Genomic DNA, 23,482 nt, shown 5'->3' with positions numbered 1-23,482 from the left:
ATTGTAAAACAAAGATTAATTGAATATACTATGGTATCTATAAAATTAAAGTTCAGACCTTCAACGATTGAGGGGAAAGTAGGTAGTCTATACTACCAAGTGATTTATATGCGAAAAGTACGGCAAGTTTCAACTAACTTCCGAATTACCCGGAGTGAATGGGATTCTAAATTGGAAGATCTTATCATTAAGGATGATGACTCGTCTCGTGCAAATTATTTGCAATATGTACAAAATCACATAGAATACGATAAGAAGTGTTTCAAGCGTATTGTAAAGAAATTGACCATCTCAGATTCTCCATTTACCGTTGATACGATTGTAGATGAGTTTCATAAGCAATCATTTGAAATAACCTTGTTTTCGTATATGGAAAAAATGATTGCTAAACTCTGGAGACAAGGACAACATCGCACAAGTGAAACATATCAAGCCACCCTTAGCAGTTTTAGAAAGTTTAGAGAAGGTGTAGATGTTTGTTTTGATGACATTGATTCGGAGATGCTTATTTCGTATGAGTATCATTTAAGAGCGAAGGAATTGGCTCCCAATACAATCTCTTTCTATATGAAACGCTTGCGTGCGGTATATAATAATGCTGTGGAAGATGGCTATGTAGAGAATAAGAATCCATTTAAGAAGGTGTTTACTTCATCAGAAAAGACTGTAAAGAGAGCTATTCCGTTGAAGTTCGTTCGTAAATTGAAAGATTTGGATTTGAGCTATTCTCCATCCAAGAGTTTTGCCCGTGATATGTTCCTGTTCAGTTTCTACACACGAGGAATGGCATTTGTGGATATGGCATACTTACACTACTCAAATTTTGTTTTATGTTAAAATCGTTTTTGTAAAGAGTAAATAACTCTCTTAGCTATTGTTTCGAAGTTCCGTGAAAATCTTTACGGCTTCTACGGCGGCACGGACATCATGCACTCGGAGGATGTCGGCACCTCGTTCGAGGGCGAGGGTGTTGAGAACTGTCGTGCCGTCGAGGGCTTCATCGGCAGAAGAATCAAGTAATCGCCAAACCATGCGCTTTCTTGAGATGCAAACGAGAAGTGGCAGATTGAATGTGTCCTTAAGCTGCTGTTGGGCAGAGAGTAATGAGTAGTTGCCGGCGATGATATCCTTTCCAAAACCGTAGCCGGGATCAAGAATGATATCCTTTACTCCGATTGAGTTGAGGACCTTGATTTTCTTGAGGAAGACAGAAACTGTATTCTCAAGATCCGCTTGAAGCGACATTAATATATAAGGTACTTGCAATCTGGCAACTTCAAGAAGAATGTCCGAAGGCTCATTCTCATTCGCGTCAACATCCACTTTCGCATTTTCGTTGGAGGTATTGTTGTAGTAGCCACGTCCTTCTGAAATGTCGTTTATGATATCTGCTCCGAATTCCTCAACTGCCATACGGGCTACTGATGGACGGAAGGTGTCAATAGACACGAGGGCATCTGGCTGCTCTCGACGGACAATGGCGAGTCCGTTACGCATACGGAGAAGTTCTTCTTCCTCGCTGACATCAGCAGAACCAGGGCCAGTAGAGAAGGCACCAACATCAATGATTTTGCCTCCTTCAAGGATTATCTGATTGGTACGTTCTGCTATTTCCTGTTCTGTCTGCTTGCGACTTCCTGCATAGACACTATCTGGAGTCACATTTAGTATTCCCATTACCTGTGGGGTTGATAAGTCTAATGTCTTGTTATGAACTGATATCTGCATTTTGGCATTAATTTTTGTTCCACTCCACAAGCACCAAAGGTGCGTTTTCATTTTGTGCGTGGGAATTTCAAATGCAAAGGTAGAAAAAATGTTTTACAAACTTGCGTTAATTTCTGATAAATATTTGCAAGAACGTGAAATTTTCAGTAATTTTGTGCACAATATGAAAGATGAAGAGTTCTTCCTGCAAAAATTGCAGCATCATGACATAAAGCCGACAGTCAAGCGGAACATCCTGCTCGTCCCGGAATGTCATAAAGCTATTGAGTGTAGCAGTATAGGTTTCCGATGTTCGGACTTTTCCCAACTGTTTCAGTTGAGCTATGACACCATGCATAAAGGTAAAGAGAGAGGACTCCTTGGTCAGTTTATGGAACATGGTGATCACGTCGTCAGCTGTGAAGCGACGACGCTCCGTTTCCAACGAGCGGACAACCTTTTCCAGACGAGCCACGTCCCATGCCAGACGTTCTTGAATACCCAACAGAAGGTTAGAACGATTACCATTTACGATAACGCTTTCCGCCTCTGCATCCCATTCCTCTGCAAAGACCTTGTAATCTGTATTCAACTGACGGACTACTCGGTTGTGGATAATCTGGAAATAGAGACCTCCCTCCTTGCCATCCACTGTGGATGGTCTGAACTTTATCATTATTGATGTCATATTCATACCCTAATTGCTTGCTTCTTTATCTGGTCAGCTCCCCTTACATCGATAGATGGCTGGGGTATTAGGCTGCCCCTCCCTACTTTTGAGTGGACAGAGGCAAGCCTCTTATGCATATCCTTCTTTGTGTGAAGTCGCCAGCTGTCTTTCATTTTGAATATTGTTGTTCGAAGAACCATAAAAGTCATAGAAACCCTAAAAGCTTGCTGTTTTATCTGGCTAGTTTCCCCGACATCGATAGTAGGCAGGGGTATTAGGCTTCCCACTACTTGAAAAATGTGGCATCGGCAAGCCGATTTTACACGCTTGATATTACCCTCTGGTATCGGCTCCGATATTCATGGCCTGCCATGTGTGAGAATAGTTTAATGCCAGATACTGTGACCTCTGCTTGCAGATTTATGTGGTCAGTCCACCGCCCGATGAAAATCGGAACGGGTAATGAGCTTCCCGATGCTTGTTTTATGTGGCAAGCATCGGGCAAGCCCTCTACTTCATAGCTACATTGCCTTCATCCACTCCTTGTCACGCAGATAGACATATAGATAGGAACGCAAACTCAGGTCACCTTGCAATCGCTGGGTATGTGCGAATGCAGCCGTTCGCTCACTTTCGCTAAGCTGCTGCCATACGCCAAAGGCTTGCGATTCGTTGTTGCCAACCTTCTTGTAGATGACCTTCAATCGGTCAAAGGAGGAGGTGACATCGCTAGCATTGATACCGTCAATACTGGTTGCATTGTCGGATTCTGTTGAATGGATGCCATCGTTAGATTGCTCAGAATCATCTGGAATGTCAACAACATTAACGCAATCAGCGTTGGATGATGCTATAGCTGGGTCTGCAATCGCTTTGGGGGAAGGTGAAGTAGTTGCGCTCGCTACATTCACTTTTTTTGAAGGTTCAACAATAGGGTCAGTTTGCCAGCTGGACTTGTTCGGCTTGCGCTTGTGCGATGCAAGGATTGCAGCATTCTGCTCCTCATCCGTCAAAGGGATGGGATTCTTGCGGTTCGCTTCCAGCCATTTGTCAATCTCGTCAAGATAAATGACCCATCGCTTGCCGGGTTTGGAGCCAGGGATTTCCCTGTTTGCGAGTTTCTGATAGATGGTCGCAAGGGGAATGTTGGTGTACTCGGCAACCTGCTCTGGCGTGACAGGGCGGTGTCTGTTCTCTCGCTGCTGAGTTGGTCTGTTCTGAAGGTTCAGCAGTAACGCCTTCATGCCCGATACTTCATCCCGAAGTTCGGCAACGACCTGCGGAAGGTCATTGAACGTGATTTGATTATTTGTCATTTTACAACACGACCCTTTAGTGGAATCGTGCTGCAAAGGAACCCCGTTATGAATCGGAGGGCAAGCCACTTTTTAATAACAGGTTCATCACGAAACAATCACGCAGTAGAGCCTCGTTTTTGGCTGTTTTTCATGGTTAAAACAGGTTTTTGAAGTGAATTTTGATAACATCGAATACGTAAGTATAATGAATGACAGTTGAGATTTTGGCCGTGTTTTGGGTAAGATTTATGACTAAAAAGGTATATACACAATAAAGCCACACCAGAGTTTTGTATCTGATGTGGCCCGTAATGTGATGTTTATGTTTTGATGCAGGATTGGTGAGAGATATTAACTTCAGCCTTTCTCTCCACCCAGTTGCAAAGGAATATGAAACAGCAGTCCGTCTTTCCCAGGGTAATCGCAGTGAATCTGGTCGCTGTTGGATGTGACAGTCAGGTTCCTGAGCGTATTGTGTGATAACGGCTCTCCACTGGCTGTTACGCATAATGAAGCAAAACGACGCTCGATATAACAGGCGCAATCATCGTTGCTGTAAACCTTGCCTTTACCAAGTCCCAATCTTGTTGCAATGCTCCAGACCATATGGCGGACATCGAAGCTGCTCAGCTTGGTCTTGTATCTCTTCCACTCAACTTCAGGGCGGTAGTTGTGATCCATCGCGAATCTCAACAGATCTGTACAGAACTCGTCCATGTCTTCCTCATATACAAATGGAGACATGATGTATAAAAGGTATTCATGAATGGTGTCCAGTTTCTTCTTCTGGCTTTCTGCCTGACTTTGGTAGAAGTCATCAATACCCTGCTGGTAGGTTACGCTGATATGGTTGTCTTTTGCGAGTTCTCCTGTCTCTGCCATATATGCCTCTTCTATAACCTCAGTCTCGCTTATCTCTTCAGCGGTTTCTGCTTCACAAGCGGTATCAATACCCTCTGACTCGTTATAGACAGGTATTGCCTCCAAAAGAAAAACAGGCTTCTGTGCCGTTGATTCATTTGTTGCAGTTTGATTATTGCAAGCATGAGTCTTGTTTTTCCACGTCTGCGCTATTCCCACGAAAGCATACTGTACTGCCATATACATTGACCATAGGACTATTACAATCATCATGTAGATGATATAAGCAGGAACAATGCCATTGGGAAGATTTGAGTCTGCCCATTGGCAAAGTGGAATTGAAAGAAGAAGAACTGCAACTCCCGGCAGTATTCTTGTGGAGATCCATTCGAGTCGGATGGATGCCTCCCGTGAAGTGATTGAAGATGGAGAATCTATTTTCATTGTCTTTATGTGTTATTGTCCGTTGTTTCAGGAAACGCGCTGCAAAGTTAAGAAGATTTTTGTACATAGCGTATGGTCTTTTCGTCTGTAGGCCAATGATTTATATTTATTTGTGAATCATACTTGAAGTGAGTATGATTTTCATACTCGACATTTTCCTCCTTTTTCGCAGTTGTTTGATTGCATGACAAAGGTATAACGAAAAATGAGAGCCAATTATGTTGGTTCTCATCTTTCCATGTGTGTGACCTTAAAATAGCATCTTTGGTTTCATTTCTGGAAGAAATAGAACCGAGAAAACTGTTTAGCCCTGTCCGACAACTTTCAACTGCGGAGTTATCTTTGGCTTCAACGTGATGCGATTGATAGACTCTCGCTTGCTTTCGTCTGCCATCGCTGCATAAATCTGAGTGGTGGAAACATTTTTGTGTCCAAGGATGTGCTGGACGGTATAAACACTAGTGCCAGCCTCGACCTGTAGCGAACCGAGTGTGTGACGGCTGCAATGATAGGTTATATGCTTGGTGATACCAGCTGCCTTTAGCCAGTTCTTCAGCGGTGTCTGGGTAAGGCTGTCGTTGAAGCCAATGAACACCTTATCGGTAGGCTTGCGGTTCCCATCATCGTCGTTGAACCCAATCAGTTCCAATGCCTCGTCACTGATGGGATTGTTCACCAGCTCTTTGGTCTTCTGCATACGTAGCGTGACGTACATGCCACCGTCACCGTAGGGCTGAATCTTGTCCCAAGTCAGCTGTTTGATGTCGCTCTTGCGAAGTCCAGTCAGACAAGAGAAGAGGAAAGCCTTTTTCAAGACCTCAGACGAGCATGGCGTATTGGCCAATCTGATAAGTTCGTCCTTGGATAAGTGCTCTTTTTCTGTCGGGATCGTGTCAATACGCTCCAAGAAGCCGTTGGGGTTCTCCATAATCTTGTGTTCCCTGTAGGCGGTATGAAGCACGGCACGGAATGTTGACCAATAGCCAGCTACGCTATTGATGTGCAGTTTGTGCTCTGTGTGGATGGTTTGCGGAGCGTTTAGAAGATACTCACGGAACTTGTTGCACAGGTCTACGTTGATTTCATCGAAACGGCACTTGTCATTGCAGAATCTGGCAAAGTGCTTATAGACGTGCTGCCACTTGCAGTTCTTCTTGTCTGCTTTCTGCTTGAAGTAGGCAAGGAAGTCGCCCTTCATCTTTTCACGGTCAAAGAAATCGTACCTCTCATTCACTATGGACTCATAGCGTCGGCAGCGCAGCGCCTCGGCTTTCTCAGTCATGCGCTCGTTGTAGTCACGCTCGCGCTGGTTCCTGGGTTTGGCAAAGATGTAGATGCCAAGTGACTCATGTCGCTGTACCTTCATGGTTGACTCGTCCCTGTAGCCGGGATAGTAGTCAAGGTAGAAGCTCAGTTGCGTACCTTTCTTTATCTTACGCGTACGCAGGGTTACTGTCTTGCAAATGTTACTCATACTTGTATGAAATTTGTTTTGTTAATAATCAAAGGCTATGCGTCTCATAGCGAGTGCAAAGTAACTGCGTGATGAAAGAGTGACCAACTTACCCATTCATAACTCATGGATAATTGCACTTTCACGCAGTTGATGCTTATTATTGGGCGTTATTGGAGCCTGTAAACCCCGAATTGTGCCAGTCTGCTTGCCATTATTCGGTCTAATTCCTCCTTGACGATGAGGTTCTGGACTCCGACTTTCACCTTAGTGAGATTGTTTGTCTTGACGATAACACAGATGTTACTCTTGGTCATGCCGTACTTATCGGCAGCTTCGGTGGTGGTGTAATAGGCATTACTCGCCTTCAGGTCTGGACGGAAGATGTCGTCAAGATGTTTCTTTGAGTAATAGGTCTTGCCATATTCTCGCTTGGTGGGGATATGGCGGCGATATGCTTGGGTGCGCAGGGATTCTTTGGTCGTGGAATAGAGAGATTCTGCCTCATCCGTTGTGAGCCATTCTGTCAAGGCTTCAATCTCGGCAGAAATTCCGAGGAGCGCATCCATGTGCTTGCGGCTATAATAGTTCTTGCCTGCAATCTTGCAGATGGGTACTTGGTTATTCTTGGCAGAAGTATAGAGCCAAGAACGCTTCACTTTGTAGATTGCCATAACATCGTCTCCAGAGATGTATTCAAGTGGTTCAATGCACTGAATTGAATCCTCTTTTCTCGCTGGCTTACTTGAATCACGTCTTTTCTTCAACGACAGGGAAGAAGAAGTCATAGGCTTGTATGTTGGCAATACTCTATGATAAGGATTGCCAGCAAGCATCATCTCGATGTCTGCCTTACGGACGAATGCCATTCGGCTGCTGATTCGTGATGCAGGAAGTTTTCCCTCGTTTACCAACTTGTAAACATACTGACGGGAGCATCCCATGAGGATGGCAGCCTTGGAGAATGTAAGGTACTCCTGGCTGGCGATGTCTATAACTGGCTGGACAGCCTTCAAAAAGTCCTGTTGCTTCTTCTTGCGCTGAGCCTTTGCCGCCTCGGCACATTGTTCTGAGCAATACCTCTGCGAACCGCTGTTACAAGTGAACTCCTTGCCGCAGAAGGCGCATTTTCTTGTCTTTCTCATTTGACTCCTTTTTATGTGGTTCTACAATCAATTTCATGCAAACAGCCACGGAGTGAACTTTCGTCAATCATTGACAAACCTTGTCAACTCATTCCACGATGTCACGTTCTTCAAATGAGGTCACTTCCTTGCTCTTTTCCCTCTCGTTCATCAGTTAACCGTTGTCCACTCTTGTCAACCTTTGTCAACTCTGTCCACGAGATGGCAAAATAAAAGCCCTCAAAATTCTCCGCGGTAGAAATGCGTTGCAAAGGTAAGCGGATTTTTGAGAACCACCAATTATCCCAAGCGGGTCTAACCATCGGAAATGAAAGGATAGCAAGGTGATGTAATATCACTGATTTACAGTCTATTAGGAATGAAAGCCGATTTTGGATTGGTTCGTTATTCTTTCCTAAATTAGCGGATTGTTTATCCACTTTTGTCTCGTTTTTGTCCCTCGTTGTATTATCTTTGTATCGCAAGTTAAATGCTTGATAATCAGTGATAAAAGAATATATTAACATCAGAAAAGAAAGGAAATAAAATGGGACGAAAGAAGAAGGAAATCCGTTTGAAGGAGCCTGTGCGCATCCGAGAAAAGAAGATAGCAGGTGGCAACATCAGCCTCTATCTTGACATTTACCAAAAGGGATTGAGAAAGAAAGAGACGCTGAAACTCTATCTTGTGCCAGAAATCAACGCTGCTACCAAGTTGCAAAACGCCAATACAAGAAAGTTGGCAGAGCAAATCAAGGCGCAGCGCATTCTTGACATCCAGAGAGAGGGTCTTGTGGATTGGGACAAGGTGAAGAAGTCACGCATGACACTTACCAAGTGGATGGATGACTTTGTGAAGTACAATGCCGAGTTGTCTGAGTCTTCCATGAAGACAAAGCGAAACACTCATGCTCGCATTGACCAATACCTCTTATATATAGGAAAACCAGAGTTTCTGTTGAAAGACGTGGATAAGGAGTTTTGCAAAGGCTTCATTACTTTTTTGAAGACTTGCACCTACAATGATGGAAAGAAACAACTCAGCACCACCACTTGCCGTATGTTCGTCAACTATTTCGGCTCGTCATTGGCAAAGGCAGTAAGGGACGGACTGATTGAGCAAAATCCATTCTTGCTGTTGGAGGCAAAGGAGAAGCCACAGAAGCGAGTGGCAGAGCGTGAGTTTCTGACGATAGAGGAAATAAAGAAAGTGATGAATACACCATGCCGTTATGAACTGGTAAAGAAAGCCTTTCTATTCTCCTGTTTCACTGGTCTGCGATATAGCGACATGAAAGCCTTGAACTGGAGTGAAATCCACAAGGCTGCTGACGGCAAGACAGAATACATTGACCACATCCAAGTCAAGACCAAGGATAGAGTAACCATCCCATTGTCGGAAGAAACAAAGAAGTGGATGCCTAAAAGAGAAGAAGGTATAGACAACATCTTCCACAATTTGACAATCACATCTACAACTGTAGAAGTGGTGCTGAAAGAATGGATGGAGGCAGCAGGAATAACCAAGCATATAACCTACCATTGCTCACGACATACGGCGGCAACTATGCTCCTGACACTCGGTGCAAGTATCTATGTAGTAAGTAAGATACTCGGACACAAGAGCATCAAGATGACGGAGATTTACGCCAAGATTGTTGACAAGAAGAAGTTGGAAACCGTGAACCTCGTGAACGGAATGTTTGACCAAATACCAGTAATACAATGAAGATAGAAATCAAGGAACGTAAGCTGACGGAAGGCAAAAGAGCCTTATATCTGGAATACTACGAGACTGGCTTCCGCAAGAGAGAAAACTTGCACCTCTATCTCTTGCCCGATGATGCCGTTGGTGCTGCAAAGCACAATCGGCTTACATACAACAAGGCTATGGAGATACGAGCAGAGCGCATCCTCACCCCTCCTGTATTGGAGAAAGAGAATGCCAAAAGCGAAGAACAAGGCAACGGCTTGACTTGGCTACAATGGTGCGATGATTATATCAAATGGTCTGTTGATTGTGGCAACTGCAAGAAGATGATAGGTCATAAGAATGTTGTCCGCAAACGTATAGCCACTTATTTACGGAGAGTAGATAAGAAAGACATCCTGCTGAAAGATGTCAGTAAAGATGAAATTTGCGGTCTTTTTGATTATATGCGCAACAAGTATCGCAACAAACGCCAAATCAAGACCAACGGAGGACGGTTGGCTGATTACACATTACTGTTGTTTGAGGAAACTGTCAAAGCGATATTTAACAAGGCTATGCGTGAAGGACTTGTAAAATTCAATCCTGTACACAGTCTAAACAAATTGGAACGCTTCCATGCTCCTGACAAACACAGAGAGTATCTTACGCCCGAAGAACTCACACATTTCCTGGCGGTGGAAGCAGAATGTGAGAATGAACGAACCGTACAACTGGCATTTGGGTTATCATCCATGACTGCCCTTCGCCTTGGCGATATGCAGCATCTGAGGTGGTGTGATATTAAAATGATAGATGGCGTGCCGACAATCAGCATCATACAGCGAAAGACAAAGCGTCCTGCCATTATTCCGCTCAATGAAATGGCACAATCGTTGTTGCCACCTCGGACGGATGACAATCCGGAAAGTCTTGTGTTTCACCTTGTCAAGAAGTCAGACAACGTATCGAAATACGTAAGAAGACTTAAAGAAAAGGCTGGCATAGAAAAGGATTTGACCTACCATTGCTCACGGCATACGACAGCATCGTTGGCTATCTCAGCAGGAGCAGACATATCAGCAGTGAAGGATGTTTTGGGACATGGAAGCATCACTTCAACCGAAGTTTATGCAAAAGTGGCTCTTGAAAAGAAGATAGAGGCGGTCAATCTGTTTAATGGCGTGTTTGATTGAGACATACAGCAGAGTGCGAACAATGGGGAAGTCTTACTTCTTCCCTTTTGTTGGAAAATTGCCGTCAGGCTGTATTCAAAAAACGCTTGTGTTCAAATAAACCTAAAATCCGCAACTATCATCCAATACACGATTAAGGGTAGATTTATGAGTCGTTAGTAGCAGCTTTCAGTAAAAAGCAACAGCACAACATCAATATGTAGCCACCATCCCCTTACCCCACGATGCGACTTGAGGTAATACGCAGATTCTAACCGGAAAGAAAGGATTCTTATCCGAATTCTGTTTTGAAGGGTTTTGCATAAGCGCGGTTCTCTGTGTAGATATTCAGCACGTATTGCCTTGCAGTCATGATCCACTTGGCAGGTACGGAGATGAATCTGAAGACAAAAGCCTTTATGCGACTCGTTTTCTTGAGCCCAAAAGCCTTGGTGTCAAGCCTGCTCATGATGGTCTTGTAGAAATTGTGTATCAATGCAGTAAGCAGAAGAAAGACAGTATTCTCCGCCATGAATGACTTGGGGAGCCTGCTCCAACCGAATCCGTTGTTCATGTCGTCAAAGATACGTTCCTTGCCGCCACGCAGATTGTAGAATTCAACAATGTCCCTTGTCGATGACTTGTAATCGTTGGTCAGAATACAACGGTAAGTGTATTCGCCTTCCCATAGGTCAAGGTCGCCACTGTTGCGTCTTTGTCTCTGGATGACAAGACGATAGCACTTGCCTTCCCATTTCTCAACGAGAATGGAATTGAGTTCGAACTGGATGCCGTTAATCTCCTCCGTCTTCCATCCTCTCAGAGCAAAGATGTCATTGTAGAGCGAACTGCATCGGTTGGCACGGATGTAGAAATGTTTGCAATGCTTCTCTATCTCACTGACGATTTCCTTCGAGCAGGAACCGCAGTCTGCCCTGAAGCGATTTACACGGATGTTCTGGGATTCCAGAAGAGCGAAGAATCTCTTATGGGTGTCTGCCTGATGAAAACGCACATTCGTGTTGCCATCGCTGTTCTCGATATAGACTATCTTGTCACCGATAACATATACGCCAGGCCTGTAGCCGAGGAACTTTTTGTATGTCGGTTTTGCATCATACTTCTCTGTTTCAAGGAACTGATGGTCGAAATCAACATCGTAGGTTTCCACCTCATTCAGTTCACCAGTGGAAACCAAGGCTTTTATAAGCAAGGCGTTGAGCTTGTCTGCCGTATTGAAATCATAGGTCTTGCCCTTATCGGAAGTATATGAGATGTTTTCCTGTGTCAGTTCCTTGATGGCTCTGAGGATGGTATCAGAGCTGCATGTGCGCAAGGTCGGATGATACGAGAGATGACGCATCAGATGCGATGTTACATCCTCCACGCATGAACCGCCACAGAAGTATACGCTCATCAGAGAACGAATAATTTCGCTGTACTGGTATCCGATGATACTGCGGCATCTCTGACCAAGTGTCTGGTCGATAATAGGTGAAAGCATGGAGTCAAATTGCTCCATGATTGAAAAAATTCCTCCAAAAGGTGTGAGTTTTTCAGATTTACTTGTACCTTTGCCATGTCTTGTTACGATTTACGCTTGTTTTGATTTGCAACACTAAGATAAGTGAAAAATCTGACATGGCAAAATCCTGAGCAACTTTTTGTTGCTCAGGAACTTATAAATAAAGTTAAATCAAAGTGTTGCGGAATTAAGGGAGATAAGAACGTTGCAATAATTGGTGGTGGACCCGTTGGACTGACTATGGCAAAATTATTACAGCAAAACGGCATAGACGTTTCAGTTTACGAAAGAGACAACGACCGAGAGGCAAGAATTTTTGGTGGAACCCTTGACCTACACAAAGGTTCAGGTCAGGAAGCAATGAAAAAAGCGGGATTGTTACAAACTTATTATGACTTAGCCTTACCAATGGGTGTAAATATTGCTGATGAAAAAGGCAATATTTTATCCACAAAAAATGTAAAGCCCGAAAATCGATTTGACAATCCTGAAATAAACAGAAATGACTTAAGGGCTATCTTGTTGAATAGTTTAGAAAACGACACGGTTATTTGGGATAGAAAACTTGTTATGCTTGAACCTGGTAAGAAGAAGTGGACACTAACTTTTGAGAATAAACCGAGTGAAACAGCAGATTTGGTTATTCTTGCCAATGGCGGGATGTCCAAGGTAAGAAAATTTGTTACCGACACGGAAGTTGAAGAAACAGGTACTTTCAATATACAAGCCGATATTCATCAACCAGAGATAAACTGTCCTGGATTTTTTCAGCTATGCAATGGAAACCGGCTAATGGCATCTCACCAAGGTAATTTATTATTTGCTAACCCCAATAATAATGGTGCATTGCATTTTGGAATAAGTTTTAAAACACCTGATGAATGGAAAAACCAAACGCAGGTAGATTTTCAAAACAGAAATAGTGTCGTTGATTTTCTTCTGAAAGAATTTTCCGATTGGGACGAACGCTACAAAGAATTGATTCATACGACGTTGTCATTTGTAGGATTGGCTACACGGATATTTCCTTTAGAAAAGCCTTGGAAAAGCAAGCGCCCATTACCCATAACAATGATTGGGGATGCCGCACATTTGATGCCGCCTTTTGCAGGGCAGGGAGTAAATAGTGGGTTGGTGGATGCCTTGATATTGTCTGATAATCTAGCCGATGGAAAATTTAATAGCATTGAAGAGGCTGTTAAAAATTATGAACAGCAAATGTTTATCTATGGCAAAGAAGCACAAGAAGAATCAACTCAAAACGAAATTGAAATGTTTAAACCCGACTTTACGTTTCAGCAATTGTTAAATGTATAAAATGGAATAAAACGGCACATAACAAACAAATTGGCAATAGAGCCGGTGAAGTACTTCTATTGAACTTTTGTGCAATGTTGAAGATTAGTAATTCTATTCAACATTTGTGCTAAAAGTCGGCTCCATCGCCAATTTGCCAAACGTTGTACGACATAGTAAAACCGAACCAAACAAAATGAAAGTCAGAGAAGAAAAGTTAAGAACAATTATAGAATGGTCGGAGAAAAACGAAGATGTAAGAGTTCTTCTTCTGACAAGTTCACTTGTAAATCCTTTAGCACTTGTTGACGAATTTAGTGATTTAGACATTGAATTTGTTTTTGAGGATAATACAAATTACATTTCAGACAAAAGCTGGACGCTTAAATTCGGAAATCCAATTGCTATGATTGAAGAAGACGAAAGTTGTTTTAACCATAAACACGCAATGAAAATGCTACTTTATGAAGACGGTGTGAAAGTAGATTTTAAACTTTACAGCAAATCAAAATTTATAAAGGAAACGCAAGAGAAAGAATTACCAGAAGATTGGGATATTGGTTATAAAATTTTAATTGATAAAGATGGTATTACAAAGCAAATGCTGAAACCAACTTATCAAATTTCCATTATCAAAAAACCGTCTGAAAAAGAGTTTCAAAATCTAATAAACGATTTTTGGTGGGACACAACTTACGTGGCAAAGTGTCTTGTGAGAGATGAAATATTCTATGCGAAATTTATGTCGGAAACCGTTATTCGCACAGAATATCTAATTCCTTTAATTGAATGGCACATTGCAAGTGAACACAATTGGAACATAACGACCAATAAATATGGACGACTTTTCAAAAAGTATCTTAACCAGGAAATGTGGGCTAAAACAGAACAAACATTTTCAGGGAGCGATATAAAGGAAAATTGGACTGCTCTATTTTCAATGACTGATTTAGTTTCAGAAATAGGAACTGAATTGTCAAAAAAATTAGAGTACAAATACCCGGATAAATTAGAAAATGACATACGAAAATATTTAGCTGGACTAAAACCCAAAACATAACTACGTCGTACAACATCGTATTGGCAATAGGCGGGCTGAACGGCTTCGTATCAACGGAAGTGCAAAATTCAACTTCTGTTCTTCGATTAAAGTTCAGTGCTAAAAATCCCGCCCATCGCCAATACGCGGCACGTTAGCGGGCATTGTGAAAGATACCAGCATAACAGTTAAACATTGATAAATGAAAAAAAAACTACTTTGGATATTAATTTTAGGACTGATAATAATCAGTTGCAAACAAAGGAAAACAGAAATGAAAGAGAAAATAATTAAAACAAACGGCATTGAACTCTGTACGGAAAGTTTTGGAAATAAGAAAAATCCAGCAATCCTTTTGGTAGCAGGTGCAACCGTATCAATGCTGTATTGGGACACTGAATTTTGCCAACAATTATCTGAAAAAGGATTTTTTGTTATTCGTTACGACAACAGAGATGTAGGAAAATCCACTAATTATGAACCAGGTTCTACTCCATACGATATTGTTGACTTAACTAATGACGCTATTTCAATATTGGATGGCTACAAGATTGACAAAGCACATTTTGTGGGGATTTCTTTGGGCGGACTAATTTCTCAAATAGCATCAATAAAGTTTGCCGACAGAGTTAACTCCTTAACTCTTATGTCATCAGGCCCTTGGGGAGACTCAGACCCAACTATACCTGAAATGGACACGAGTATTTTAGATTTCCATAGTAAAGCAGGTACAGTCAATTGGACAAATGAAGACAGTGTGGTAAACTATTTAATTCAGGGTGCAGAATTAATGAGTGGCAAGAAACAATTTGACAAACAAAGAAGTGAAAAACTGATAAGAGCTGAGTTCAATAGAGCCAACAATTATATAAGTATGTTCAATCACGCTGCATTGCAAGGTGGTGAAGAATATTGGAACAGATTAAACGAAATCAAACAACCCACCTTAATTATCCACGGAACAGACGACAAAATTTGGCATTATAAGAATGCAGGTTTTTTACTAGAAAAAATAAAAGGTTCAAATCTAATCACCCTTGAAGGTACAGGACACGAATTACACGTTGATGATTGGAAATCAATTATTGATGGAATAGAAAAACACATAAATGACTGATAAACAAAAACAACGACCCGCTAACAATGTATATAAAAAATAGGCGAAACAGTAGTAAATTCAAGGCTTTTGGCTCGTATTATACTTTGTGCTTAACCGAAAATTTGGCACTTCGAAATCGCCTACTTTTCATATACTAACCGTTACCTGCAAGCTGTGAACCAAAAATCCGACAAAATAAAATGGTTGAAACATTGATAAAAACATTGCAACAAAAATATCTTATCAAAACAAACACAATTTCTAAACAAAAAGGTGGTTGGGCTTCTTTGGCTTATAAAATAGAAGATGAAAACGAGCATTTTTATTTTTTAAAAGTTTATGAAAAAAGTCGAAAATCAACTTCTTATTTAACGGAACACATCGACCTTTATCTTCCCATTGTGGATTGGCTTGATAATCAAACTCTGCTGAAAGGAAAAATCATTCGATTGATTAAAACGCAATCTGATGATTTTAGGTGCGAAGATGAAAATTATATATATGTTTTGTTTGATTACATTAAAGGAGAAACAGTTGGAGAAAAAAATTTAACCAAAGAACAAATAACTCAATTAGCCGAAATTGTCAGTCAGTTACATCATTTAAAAAAAACTCCTTTTGACCTTTCGCAGATTTCTGAAACATTTGACCTTTCGTTTATTTCTAAACTAAACAATTGGATAGACAAAAACCTTGACCAACTAAAAACGGAAATCAAAACGGTACTGCAACCTAATCTTTCAATTATAAAAAATCAAATCAACGAATGGTATAATTTATCAAATGCTTTAAAGGAAAAAGATTTAAAATATTGTTTATGTCATACAGATATTCATCATTGGAATCTTATCACAGACAAACAAAAATTATATCTTTTGGATTGGGAAGGAATAAAGTTTGCACCACCCGAAGCCGATATTTTCAGCATTTATCAGCAACCTTATTTTGATTTGTTTATCAAAAGATATTATGAACTCAATCCTGATTATCAAATCAATGAAACGGTTTTACAATATTATCTGACAAGTAGAAAACTTCAAGATATTTTTGAGTTTATCGAACAATTACAATTTGACGAACTCAATTCGGAAGAATACAAAATCAACTTAAACTATCTGAAAAAAGAAGTTGATAACATAATATCCAAACCTAAAAACACAGCCAGCAGGTAACAAGGGTTTTGCAAGAGCGGGGCGAAAATACTCCGTTGGAGATTTTCGCTATATTTGTAGCTTAGTGCTTCGGTCGAGATTTTCTGCTGAAAATTCCCGCCCTCGCAAAGCCCCAAACCGTTATGCGGCAGCTTAAAAGACGACACCAAACCAAAAAAATCATCTTGACAACCACCCGACTTTGAACTACGAAGGATGAAATTTTTCAGGGACAACTTCCAGCATTTCCAAAAAACAGTTTACCCATTGACTTGGAGACAAACAAACAATTTGAGCATTAAGGTTTAAACCGAATTTTTCCGAAATTGACCTGACCTGACTTTTCCTGAAAATCGACTTTAAAGCTGTTTTTACAGATAAATCAGGTTTCTCTAACAGACAGGAAATAAATGCTAAGTATTTGGCTTTAAACTTAAAATCAAAAAATAAGTGTTTTCTTTTAATGTTTAACAGGGCTGATTTTACAGTTGGCGGTGGCAAGAAACTTTCAGGACCTACCTCATAGACAAGTTTCAAATCAAAAAAAGTATGATAGAAAACGGTATATGGATTGTAAAGCTTCCTTGAAAATAACTTTTGTGTAGGTTCGAACTGAAGGATAATGGAACCTCCCAGAAAATTTTCAAGATTCTCAAACATCAGGATTTTGAAAATATCGGAAGTAATGCCATAAGGAATATTTGACACCACTTTGAAAGGAAATTTCGGAACTGCAAAATTCCTAAAATCACAACCGACAACTTGAACATTTCGGGCATCAGAAAATAATTTTCGTAAATGTTCAACCAAAGCTGTGTCGTTTTCAATAGCAACAACATTGTTGGCAATTTTTAATAAATGAACAGTAAGAAACCCCTTGCCTGCCCCAATATCTAAAACCGTATCCTGATTACTTATATTTGCTTGTCTTATTGCATCTTTTATTAGCACTTTATCAATAGTAAAGTGCTGACCCGTAAAACGAACGGGCAATTTCTTTTTTGTCATTAGTAACTTCTTACAGGTGAATACTTGAATTCAAATCACAGAGATATTCTTTTATAATTATACAACGGCAAATTTAGTAACTTTGCTCGATAAATTAACGAGAAAGAAGAAAAAATGAAAGCCGACAGCATAACATCACCTATACGCAAGCAGGGGTTTCGTGCTTCTATGACAGTGAAGTGGTAAATTTGAAGTTCAGTTCTTCGTAGGAAGTTCAGTGGTTAAAATCCCTGCCTGCGTATAGCTGAGAACCGTTGTGGGCTATTTTGCACACGACACGACAAACATCAAATGACTATCGAAATATGAGTTTATTAAACAATAAAAAAGTTGCAATTATCGGTGGCGGACCAGTTGGACTAACAATGGCAAACTTGTTACAACAAAACGGTATTGACATTACCGTTTACGAAAGAGATGAAAACCCAAAAGCACGAGTTTGGGGCGGAACGCTTGACCTTCACAAAAATTCAGGACAAGAAGCAATGAAAAAAGTAGGATTGTTGCAAACCTACTATGATTTGGCGCTACCTATGGGCGTAAACTTTGCTGATGAGAAGGGTAACATTATAGCAACAAGAAACCCGACACTCGAAAATAAGTTTGACAACCCCGAAATAAATAGAAACGCGTTGCGAAAAATGTTGCTTGGCAGCTTGAAAAATGACACAGTTGTTTGGGATAGAAAATCTATTGGGCTTGAACAAGAAAACGGAAAATGGCTGCTACATTTTGAAAATAAGCCAACTGCATTGGCCGACTTTATTATTGTTTCCAATGGTGGAATGTCTAAAATAAGAAATTTTGTTTCAGATAATGAAGTCGAAGAAACAGGTACTTTTATTATTCAGGGCGACATTCCTGAACCAGAAACGAACTGCCCTGAATTTTATAAGTTGTGCAACAACAATAGACTAATGACCGCACATCAAGGGAATTTATTAGTTGCGAATCCATTTAACAACGGAATGTTAACTTACGGTGTCATTTTCAAAAAGCCTGAAGAATGGAATAATGGAAAAGGATTAGATTTTAAGGACACAAAAAGCGTTTCCGAGTTCTTGACAAACAGGTTTTCAAATTGGAGCAATGAATACAAGGAGTTAATTCGTTCAACAACTTTTTTCGTTGGTTTAACAATAAAAATATTTCCGCTAGACAAAAAGCCTTGGAAGAGTAATCGTCCGTTACCCATAACTTTAATTGGCGACACAGCTCACCTAATGCCACCTTTTGCAGGGCAGGGCGTAAACATTGGACTAATGGACGCTTTGATTTTGTCAGAAAATCTTACAAACGGGAAATTTGGAACGATACAAAGTGCTATTGATGACTATGAACAACGAATGTTTGTTTACGCAACAGAAGCACAAGCGGACTCGACAAAGAATGAAATAGAAATGCGAAATCCGAGCTTTACTTTTCAACAGCTAATGAATGTATAACTCGACAGACAAAAAAAACAGCCCACAACAATCGGCTTGAAACGCAAGGCGGGGTAAACGTCTTCGATTGAACATTTTTTTCTAATTTTACGGTATCGGCTTCGATTGAAAGGTAGTGGTAAAAACCCGCCCTGCGTCAAGCCGCCGGACGTTATGTGCCATTTTTGAATGACAATGCGAATAGATACAGACAAACAAATGAATTTACTTAGTGATCCTAAAATCCGCAACTATCATCCAATACACGATTAAGGGTAGATTTATGAGTCGTTAGTAGCAGCTTTCAGTAAAAAGCAACAGCACAACATCAATATGTAGCCACCATCCCCTTACCCCACGATGCGACTTGAGGTAATACGCAGATTCAAACCGGAAAGAAAGGATTCTTATCCGAATTCTGTTTTGAAGGGTTTTGCATAAGCTCGGTTCTCTGTGTAGATATTCAGCACGTATTGCCTTGCAGTCATGATCCACTTGGCAGGTACGGAGATGAATCTGAAGACAAAAGCCTTTATGCGACTCGTTTTCTTGAGCCCAAAAGCCTTGGTGTCAAGCCTGCTCATGATGGTCTTGTAGAAATTGTGTATCAATGCAGTAAGCAGAAGAAAGACAGTATTCTCCGCCATGAATGACTTGGGGAGCCTGCTCCAACCGAATCCGTTGTTCATGTCGTCAAAGATACGTTCCTTGCCGCCACGCAGATTGTAGAATTCAACAATGTCCCTTGTCGATGACTTGTAATCGTTGGTCAGAATACAACGGTAAGTGTATTCGCCTTCCCACAGGTCAAGGTCGCCACTGTTGCGTCTTTGTCTCTGGATGACAAGACGATAGCACTTGCCTTCCCATTTCTCAACGAGAATGGAATTGAGTTCGAACTGGATGCCGTTAATCTCCTCCGTCTTCCATCCTCTCAGAGCAAAGATGTCATTGTAGAGCGAACTGCATCGGTTGGCACGGATGTAGAAATGTTTGCAATGCTTCTCTATCTCACTGACGATTTCCTTCGAGCAGGAACCGCAGTCTGCCCTGAAGCGATTTACACGGATGTTCTGGGATTCCAGAAGAGCGAAGAATCTCTTATGGGTGTCTGCCTGATGAAAACGCACATTCGTGTTGCCATCGCTGTTCTCGATATAGACTATCTTGTCACCGATAACATATACACCAGGCCTGTAGCCGAGGAACTTTTTGTAGGTCGGTTTTGCATCATACTTCTCCGTTTCAAGGAACTGATGGTCAAAGTCAACATCGTATTCCTCAATTTCCTTCAACTCGCCTGTAGAAACCAAAGCGTTTATAAGCAATGTGTTGAGTTTGTCTGCAGTATTGAAATCATAGGTCTTGCCTTGGTCGGAAGTATAGGAGATGTTTTCCTGTGTCAGTTCCTTGATGGCTCTGAGGATGGTATCAGAGCTGCATGTACGAAGGGTAGGATGATACGAGAGATGGCGCATCAGTTGTGACGTTACATCTTCCACGCATGAGCCGCCACAGAAATAAACGCTCATCAGCGAACGGACTATCTCGCTGAACTGATATCCGAAGATACTGCTGCATCTCTGACCCAGTGTTGAGTCGATAACGGGTGAAAGCATGGAGTCAAATTTCTCCATGATTGAAAAAATTCCTCCAAAAGGTGTGAGTTTCTCAGATTTAATTTGTATTTTTACCTTGTCATATTAGAGTTTTGCTTGTTTTCTTTTTGCAACACTAAGATAAGTGAAAATTCTGACATGGCAAAATCCTGAGCAACTTTTTGTTGCTCAGGAACTTATAAATAAAGTTAAATCAAAGTGTTGCGGAATTAAGGTATAAATGGAAAAATACAACAATTGGAAACTTAAGTTTTATACAATATGGGCAGGGCAGGCAGTATCATTAATCACTAGTGCCATCCTGCAAATGGCGATTATTTTTTACCTTACAGAAAAAACAGGATCTGCGATGGTCTTGTCTATGGCTTCACTTGTAGGTTTTTTACCCTATGCGGTCTTTGGACCAGCCATTGGTGTATTAGTGGATCGTCATGATAGGAAGAAGATAATGATTGGTGCTGATTTAATTATCGCAGCAGCTGGGGCCGTGCTAGCTATTGTTGCATTGTATATGGAGTTACCTATCTGGATGGTTATGGTAGTATTGTTCATCCGTAGCATTGGAACAGCTTTTCATACCCCGGCTCTCAATGCGGTTACTCCACTTTTAGTACCAGAAGAACAGCTTACGAAATGTGCAGGCTATAGTCAGTCTTTGCAGTCTATAAGCTATATTGTTAGTCCGGCGGTTGCAGCACTCTTATACTCCGTTTGGGAACTAAATGCTATTATTGCCATCGATGTATTGGGGGCTGTGATTGCATCTATTACGGTAGCAATTGTACGTATTCCTAAGCTAGGTGATCAAGTGCAAAGTTTGAAACCAAATTTCATAAGAGAAATGAAAGAAGGAATGGCTGTACTACGGCAAAATAAAGGATTATTTGCTTTATTACTCGTTGGAACATTATATATGTTTGTTTATATGCCCATAAATGCATTATATCCTTTAATCACTATGGAATATTTTAATGGTACACCGATGCATATTTCTATTACGGAGATTGCTTATGCCTCTGGTATGTTGATAGGGGGTCTATTATTAGGGTTATTTGGGAATTACCAAAAGCGAATCTTATTAATAACGGCATCAATTTTTATGATGGGGATAAGCTTAACCATTTCAGGATTACTTCCTCAAAGTGGATTTTTCATATTTGTAGTCTGCTGTGCAATAATGGGGCTTTCGGTTCCGTTTTACAGCGGTGTGCAAACAGCTCTTTTTCAGGAGAAAATTAAGCCTGAATATTTAGGACGTGTATTTTCTTTAACTGGAAGTATCATGTCTCTTGTTATGCCAATTGGGTTAATTCTTTCTGGATTCTTTGCTGATAGAATCGATGTAAATCATTGGTTTTTACTATCAGGTATTTTAATTATTTGCATTGCAATAGTTTGCCCAATGATAACTGAGATTAGAAAATTAGATGCAAAATAAAATAAAGGGCGTGTTCGTATGATAGATAATATTATTCAATCAGTGACAGAAAAATTATCCTCTTTGCCTTATATAGAAACATAAATGCTATTAGACCACTTGAAGTTACGGTCATAAATCAAAAGGATGTTGTCCCTTGGAAATTTCCTCCTAAACATGAATTTATGTATGGTGAGTGGCTAAGGGAGCAGTTTGATAAGGGAGCAATTCCTGAGCCAACTTATGATCCCGATTTAGCAATTCTTTTATCTCAATTAAGAGAAAATAGTATTAACCTTTTCGGACCAGAGGCAACAGAAGTGATTGAGCCTGTACCAATGACAGATATTCGAAGGGCGATTAAAGAATCCTTACCCGGGTTGATAGCTAGCATTGAAGGTGACGAACGCAATGTGATTTTAACTTTAGCCAGAATGTGGCTGACATCCTCTTCCGGTAGAATTTGCTCAAAAGATCAGGCTGCTGAATGGGCGATACCTAAATTAGCCAAAGAGCATGCTACTTTACTTGAAAAAGCAAAAAAGGCTTATTTGGGAGATTATGATGACAAGTGGGAAGGAATGGAGACTGAGATAATTGAACTCGTTAATTATTTGAAAAGATCTATAGAGTCTTCCCTTAATATTTAAATCCTTTTCGAATAGTTTAAATACAACAGTGATTAGTTTTTAATGCGTATTATTGGTGTTTATTACTTCGATATGTTCCCTCATACCTCGTTTTCTCAAAAAACAGTAAAAAATTGATAGATATGTTTCCGCATACGTCGGGCTCTAAAATTAGCCAAAGACATCAATTCCATCAACTCGAGCCACGTGGAGTGCGTAGTTTTGATGTCAAGGGTAAGCAAATAAAGGGCGAAAAGAAAGCTATAAAACTGCTTGAAACTTTTGAATATAAACCTGAAAAATATGCCGAAAGAGTTAATCATATTTTTGAAGTACTCGGTCTTTCACTTTTTGAATGCTACGATATGACCGAGAAGCTTTATAAAGAAGTGAAAAAAATTGCAACGGAGATAAATAACTTTTTAAACGAGGAGAATTCAGATGAAAGAAAACAAATATGATGATAATATATTTTTTCAAAAATACAGTCAAATGAGTCGCTCACAGCAGGGACTAGCCGGTGCAGGAGAATGGGAAACATTGAGAAAGCTGCTGCCGGATTTTAAAGATAAGCGTGTGCTTGATTTAGGATGCGGCTATGGATGGCACTGTATTTATGCGATGGAACACGGTGCTTCTTCTGTTGTAGGTGTTGATATTTCTCATAAAATGTCTATGGTAAAAAGTTAAAAAATCCTCCCACTTTTGTTAGATATATTTTTTTGTGTAATTTTGTAATCGTTATGCGGCAGTAATAATATACATATTAATACGAGTTAGTAATCCTGTAGTTCTCATATGCTACGAGGAGGTATTAAAAGGTGCGTTTCGACAATGCATCTACTGTAGTATA

At 40.6% G+C, this 23,482-nt stretch carries 17 protein-coding genes and 4 pseudogenes; 12 read left to right on the top strand and 9 right to left on the bottom strand.

The genetic code is table 11. The annotated features are described in order from the left end of the window. Positions 1–30 precede the first annotated feature (30 nt). Complete coding sequence (locus ACYIA1_RS07320; protein WP_195358101.1) at positions 31–837, top strand: site-specific integrase; 807 nt, start codon at positions 31–33, stop codon at positions 835–837. Positions 838–867: 30 nt separating this feature from the next. Here ACYIA1_RS07320 and folP read toward each other — a convergent pair whose 3' ends face one another. The 6 genes and pseudogenes from folP to ACYIA1_RS07290 form a co-directional block, all read right to left on the bottom strand. Next, a complete protein-coding gene (gene folP, locus ACYIA1_RS07315; RefSeq protein ID WP_480334871.1) occupies positions 868–1,728 on the bottom strand; it encodes a dihydropteroate synthase in 861 nt (286 codons plus the stop codon). 106 nt (positions 1,729–1,834) lie between these two features. Next, on the bottom strand, positions 1,835–2,383 hold the full coding sequence (locus tag ACYIA1_RS07310; RefSeq protein ID WP_226789571.1) for an Arm DNA-binding domain-containing protein: 549 nt from the start codon (positions 2,381–2,383) through the stop codon (positions 1,835–1,837). 938 nt (positions 2,384–3,321) lie between these two features. Next, positions 3,322–3,693 (bottom strand): annotated as a pseudogene (locus ACYIA1_RS07305) (helix-turn-helix domain-containing protein); the annotation flags it as partial. 339 nt (positions 3,694–4,032) lie between these two features. Next, positions 4,033–4,980, bottom strand: a complete 948-nt coding sequence (locus ACYIA1_RS07300; protein ID WP_057252323.1) for a hypothetical protein — start codon at positions 4,978–4,980, stop codon at positions 4,033–4,035. Between the two features lie 304 nt (positions 4,981–5,284). Continuing rightward, positions 5,285–6,454, bottom strand: coding sequence for a site-specific integrase (locus ACYIA1_RS07295; protein ID WP_057252324.1), 1,170 nt, complete (start codon positions 6,452–6,454; stop codon positions 5,285–5,287). Positions 6,455–6,603: 149 nt separating this feature from the next. Then, complete coding sequence (locus tag ACYIA1_RS07290) at positions 6,604–7,578, bottom strand: helix-turn-helix domain-containing protein (RefSeq protein WP_117475664.1); 975 nt, start codon at positions 7,576–7,578, stop codon at positions 6,604–6,606. A 526-nt stretch (positions 7,579–8,104) separates the two neighbouring features. Between ACYIA1_RS07290 and ACYIA1_RS07285 the strand changes: the two genes are divergently transcribed. Together ACYIA1_RS07285 and ACYIA1_RS07280 are read left to right on the top strand one after the other, a co-directional pair. Beyond that, on the top strand, positions 8,105–9,286 hold the full coding sequence (locus tag ACYIA1_RS07285; protein WP_068855511.1) for a site-specific integrase: 1,182 nt from the start codon (positions 8,105–8,107) through the stop codon (positions 9,284–9,286). After that, on the top strand, positions 9,283–10,443 hold the full coding sequence (locus tag ACYIA1_RS07280; protein WP_074557834.1) for a tyrosine-type recombinase/integrase: 1,161 nt from the start codon (positions 9,283–9,285) through the stop codon (positions 10,441–10,443). Before ACYIA1_RS07285 ends, ACYIA1_RS07280 begins: the two co-directional genes overlap by 4 nt. Before the next feature lie 271 nt (positions 10,444–10,714). On the opposite strand, the pseudogene ACYIA1_RS07275 reads toward ACYIA1_RS07280, so the two are convergent. Then, positions 10,715–12,003: pseudogene (locus ACYIA1_RS07275) on the bottom strand (IS1380 family transposase). Between the two features lie 100 nt (positions 12,004–12,103). Between ACYIA1_RS07275 and tet(X) the strand changes: the two are divergent. From tet(X) to ACYIA1_RS07255, 4 genes are all read left to right on the top strand, one after another. After that, the gene (gene tet(X) / locus ACYIA1_RS07270) at positions 12,104–13,264 is read left to right on the top strand and encodes a tetracycline-inactivating monooxygenase Tet(X) (protein ID WP_480336314.1); all 1,161 of its coding nucleotides are present in this window, start codon (positions 12,104–12,106) and stop codon (positions 13,262–13,264) included. 175 nt (positions 13,265–13,439) lie between these two features. Next, entirely contained in the window at positions 13,440–14,303 is an 864-nt protein-coding gene (locus ACYIA1_RS07265) for an aminoglycoside 6-adenylyltransferase AadS (protein ID WP_003013318.1), read from the top strand. Between the two features lie 181 nt (positions 14,304–14,484). Beyond that, entirely contained in the window at positions 14,485–15,399 is a 915-nt protein-coding gene (estT, locus tag ACYIA1_RS07260) for a macrolide hydrolase EstT (protein WP_006744646.1), read from the top strand. Between the two features lie 182 nt (positions 15,400–15,581). Next, positions 15,582–16,553, top strand: a complete 972-nt coding sequence (locus tag ACYIA1_RS07255) for an aminoglycoside phosphotransferase family protein (protein WP_015431540.1) — start codon at positions 15,582–15,584, stop codon at positions 16,551–16,553. 186 nt (positions 16,554–16,739) lie between these two features. Here ACYIA1_RS07255 and erm(F) read toward each other — a convergent pair whose 3' ends face one another. Beyond that, entirely contained in the window at positions 16,740–17,540 is an 801-nt protein-coding gene (gene erm(F), locus ACYIA1_RS07250) for a 23S rRNA (adenine(2058)-N(6))-methyltransferase Erm(F) (RefSeq protein ID WP_432684517.1), read from the bottom strand. A 305-nt stretch (positions 17,541–17,845) separates the two neighbouring features. Between erm(F) and tet(X1) the strand changes: the two genes are divergently transcribed. Beyond that, complete coding sequence (tet(X1), locus tag ACYIA1_RS07245; protein ID WP_005790841.1) at positions 17,846–18,985, top strand: tetracycline-inactivating monooxygenase Tet(X1); 1,140 nt, start codon at positions 17,846–17,848, stop codon at positions 18,983–18,985. A 386-nt stretch (positions 18,986–19,371) separates the two neighbouring features. On the opposite strand, the gene ACYIA1_RS07240 is transcribed toward tet(X1), so the two are convergent. After that, positions 19,372–20,652, bottom strand: a complete 1,281-nt coding sequence (locus ACYIA1_RS07240; RefSeq protein ID WP_034533139.1) for an IS1380-like element IS612 family transposase — start codon at positions 20,650–20,652, stop codon at positions 19,372–19,374. Positions 20,653–20,803: 151 nt separating this feature from the next. Between ACYIA1_RS07240 and mef(A) the strand changes: the two genes are divergently transcribed. The 4 genes and pseudogenes from mef(A) to ACYIA1_RS07220 form a co-directional block, all read left to right on the top strand. Next, positions 20,804–22,021: a macrolide efflux MFS transporter Mef(A) gene (mef(A), locus tag ACYIA1_RS07235; protein ID WP_074560477.1), complete on the top strand. Its 1,218-nt coding sequence runs from the start codon at positions 20,804–20,806 to the stop codon at positions 22,019–22,021. A gap of 77 nt (positions 22,022–22,098) precedes the next feature. Further along, a pseudogene (locus ACYIA1_RS07230) lies at positions 22,099–22,670 on the top strand (aminoglycoside adenylyltransferase domain-containing protein); the annotation flags it as partial. 102 nt (positions 22,671–22,772) lie between these two features. Next, the gene (locus tag ACYIA1_RS07225) at positions 22,773–23,090 is read left to right on the top strand and encodes a hypothetical protein (protein WP_428844997.1); all 318 of its coding nucleotides are present in this window, start codon (positions 22,773–22,775) and stop codon (positions 23,088–23,090) included. Next, a pseudogene (locus tag ACYIA1_RS07220) lies at positions 23,071–23,301 on the top strand (class I SAM-dependent methyltransferase); the annotation flags it as partial. The gene ACYIA1_RS07225 and the pseudogene ACYIA1_RS07220, both read left to right, overlap by 20 nt. Between the last annotated feature and the right edge of the window lie 181 nt (positions 23,302–23,482).

This window comes from Parabacteroides sp. KHUB-02 (assembly GCF_056640955.1).
The sequence above is the reverse complement of the archived record's forward strand: the minus strand, read 5'-3'. Positions and strand labels throughout refer to the sequence as shown.

Bases quoted from the DNA above. Each gene is read 5' to 3' on its own strand.
- ACYIA1_RS07265 (WP_003013318.1), top strand. From the start codon at position 13,440: ATGAAAGTCAGAGAAGAAAAGTTAAGAACAATTATAGAATGGTCGGAG.
- ACYIA1_RS07295 (WP_057252324.1), bottom strand. From the start codon at position 6,454: ATGAGTAACATTTGCAAGACAGTAACCCTGCGTACGCGTAAGATAAAG.
- ACYIA1_RS07285 (WP_068855511.1), top strand. From the start codon at position 8,105: ATGGGACGAAAGAAGAAGGAAATCCGTTTGAAGGAGCCTGTGCGCATC.
- ACYIA1_RS07280 (WP_074557834.1), top strand. From the start codon at position 9,283: ATGAAGATAGAAATCAAGGAACGTAAGCTGACGGAAGGCAAAAGAGCC.
- ACYIA1_RS07255 (WP_015431540.1), top strand. From the start codon at position 15,582: ATGGTTGAAACATTGATAAAAACATTGCAACAAAAATATCTTATCAAA.
- ACYIA1_RS07300 (WP_057252323.1), bottom strand. From the start codon at position 4,980: ATGAAAATAGATTCTCCATCTTCAATCACTTCACGGGAGGCATCCATC.
- ACYIA1_RS07290 (WP_117475664.1), bottom strand. From the start codon at position 7,578: ATGAGAAAGACAAGAAAATGCGCCTTCTGCGGCAAGGAGTTCACTTGT.
- estT (WP_006744646.1), top strand. From the start codon at position 14,485: ATGAAAAAAAAACTACTTTGGATATTAATTTTAGGACTGATAATAATC.
- ACYIA1_RS07225 (WP_428844997.1), top strand. From the start codon at position 22,773: ATGTTTCCGCATACGTCGGGCTCTAAAATTAGCCAAAGACATCAATTC.
- ACYIA1_RS07320 (WP_195358101.1), top strand. From the start codon at position 31: ATGGTATCTATAAAATTAAAGTTCAGACCTTCAACGATTGAGGGGAAA.
- folP (WP_480334871.1), bottom strand. From the start codon at position 1,728: ATGCAGATATCAGTTCATAACAAGACATTAGACTTATCAACCCCACAG.
- ACYIA1_RS07310 (WP_226789571.1), bottom strand. From the start codon at position 2,383: ATGATAAAGTTCAGACCATCCACAGTGGATGGCAAGGAGGGAGGTCTC.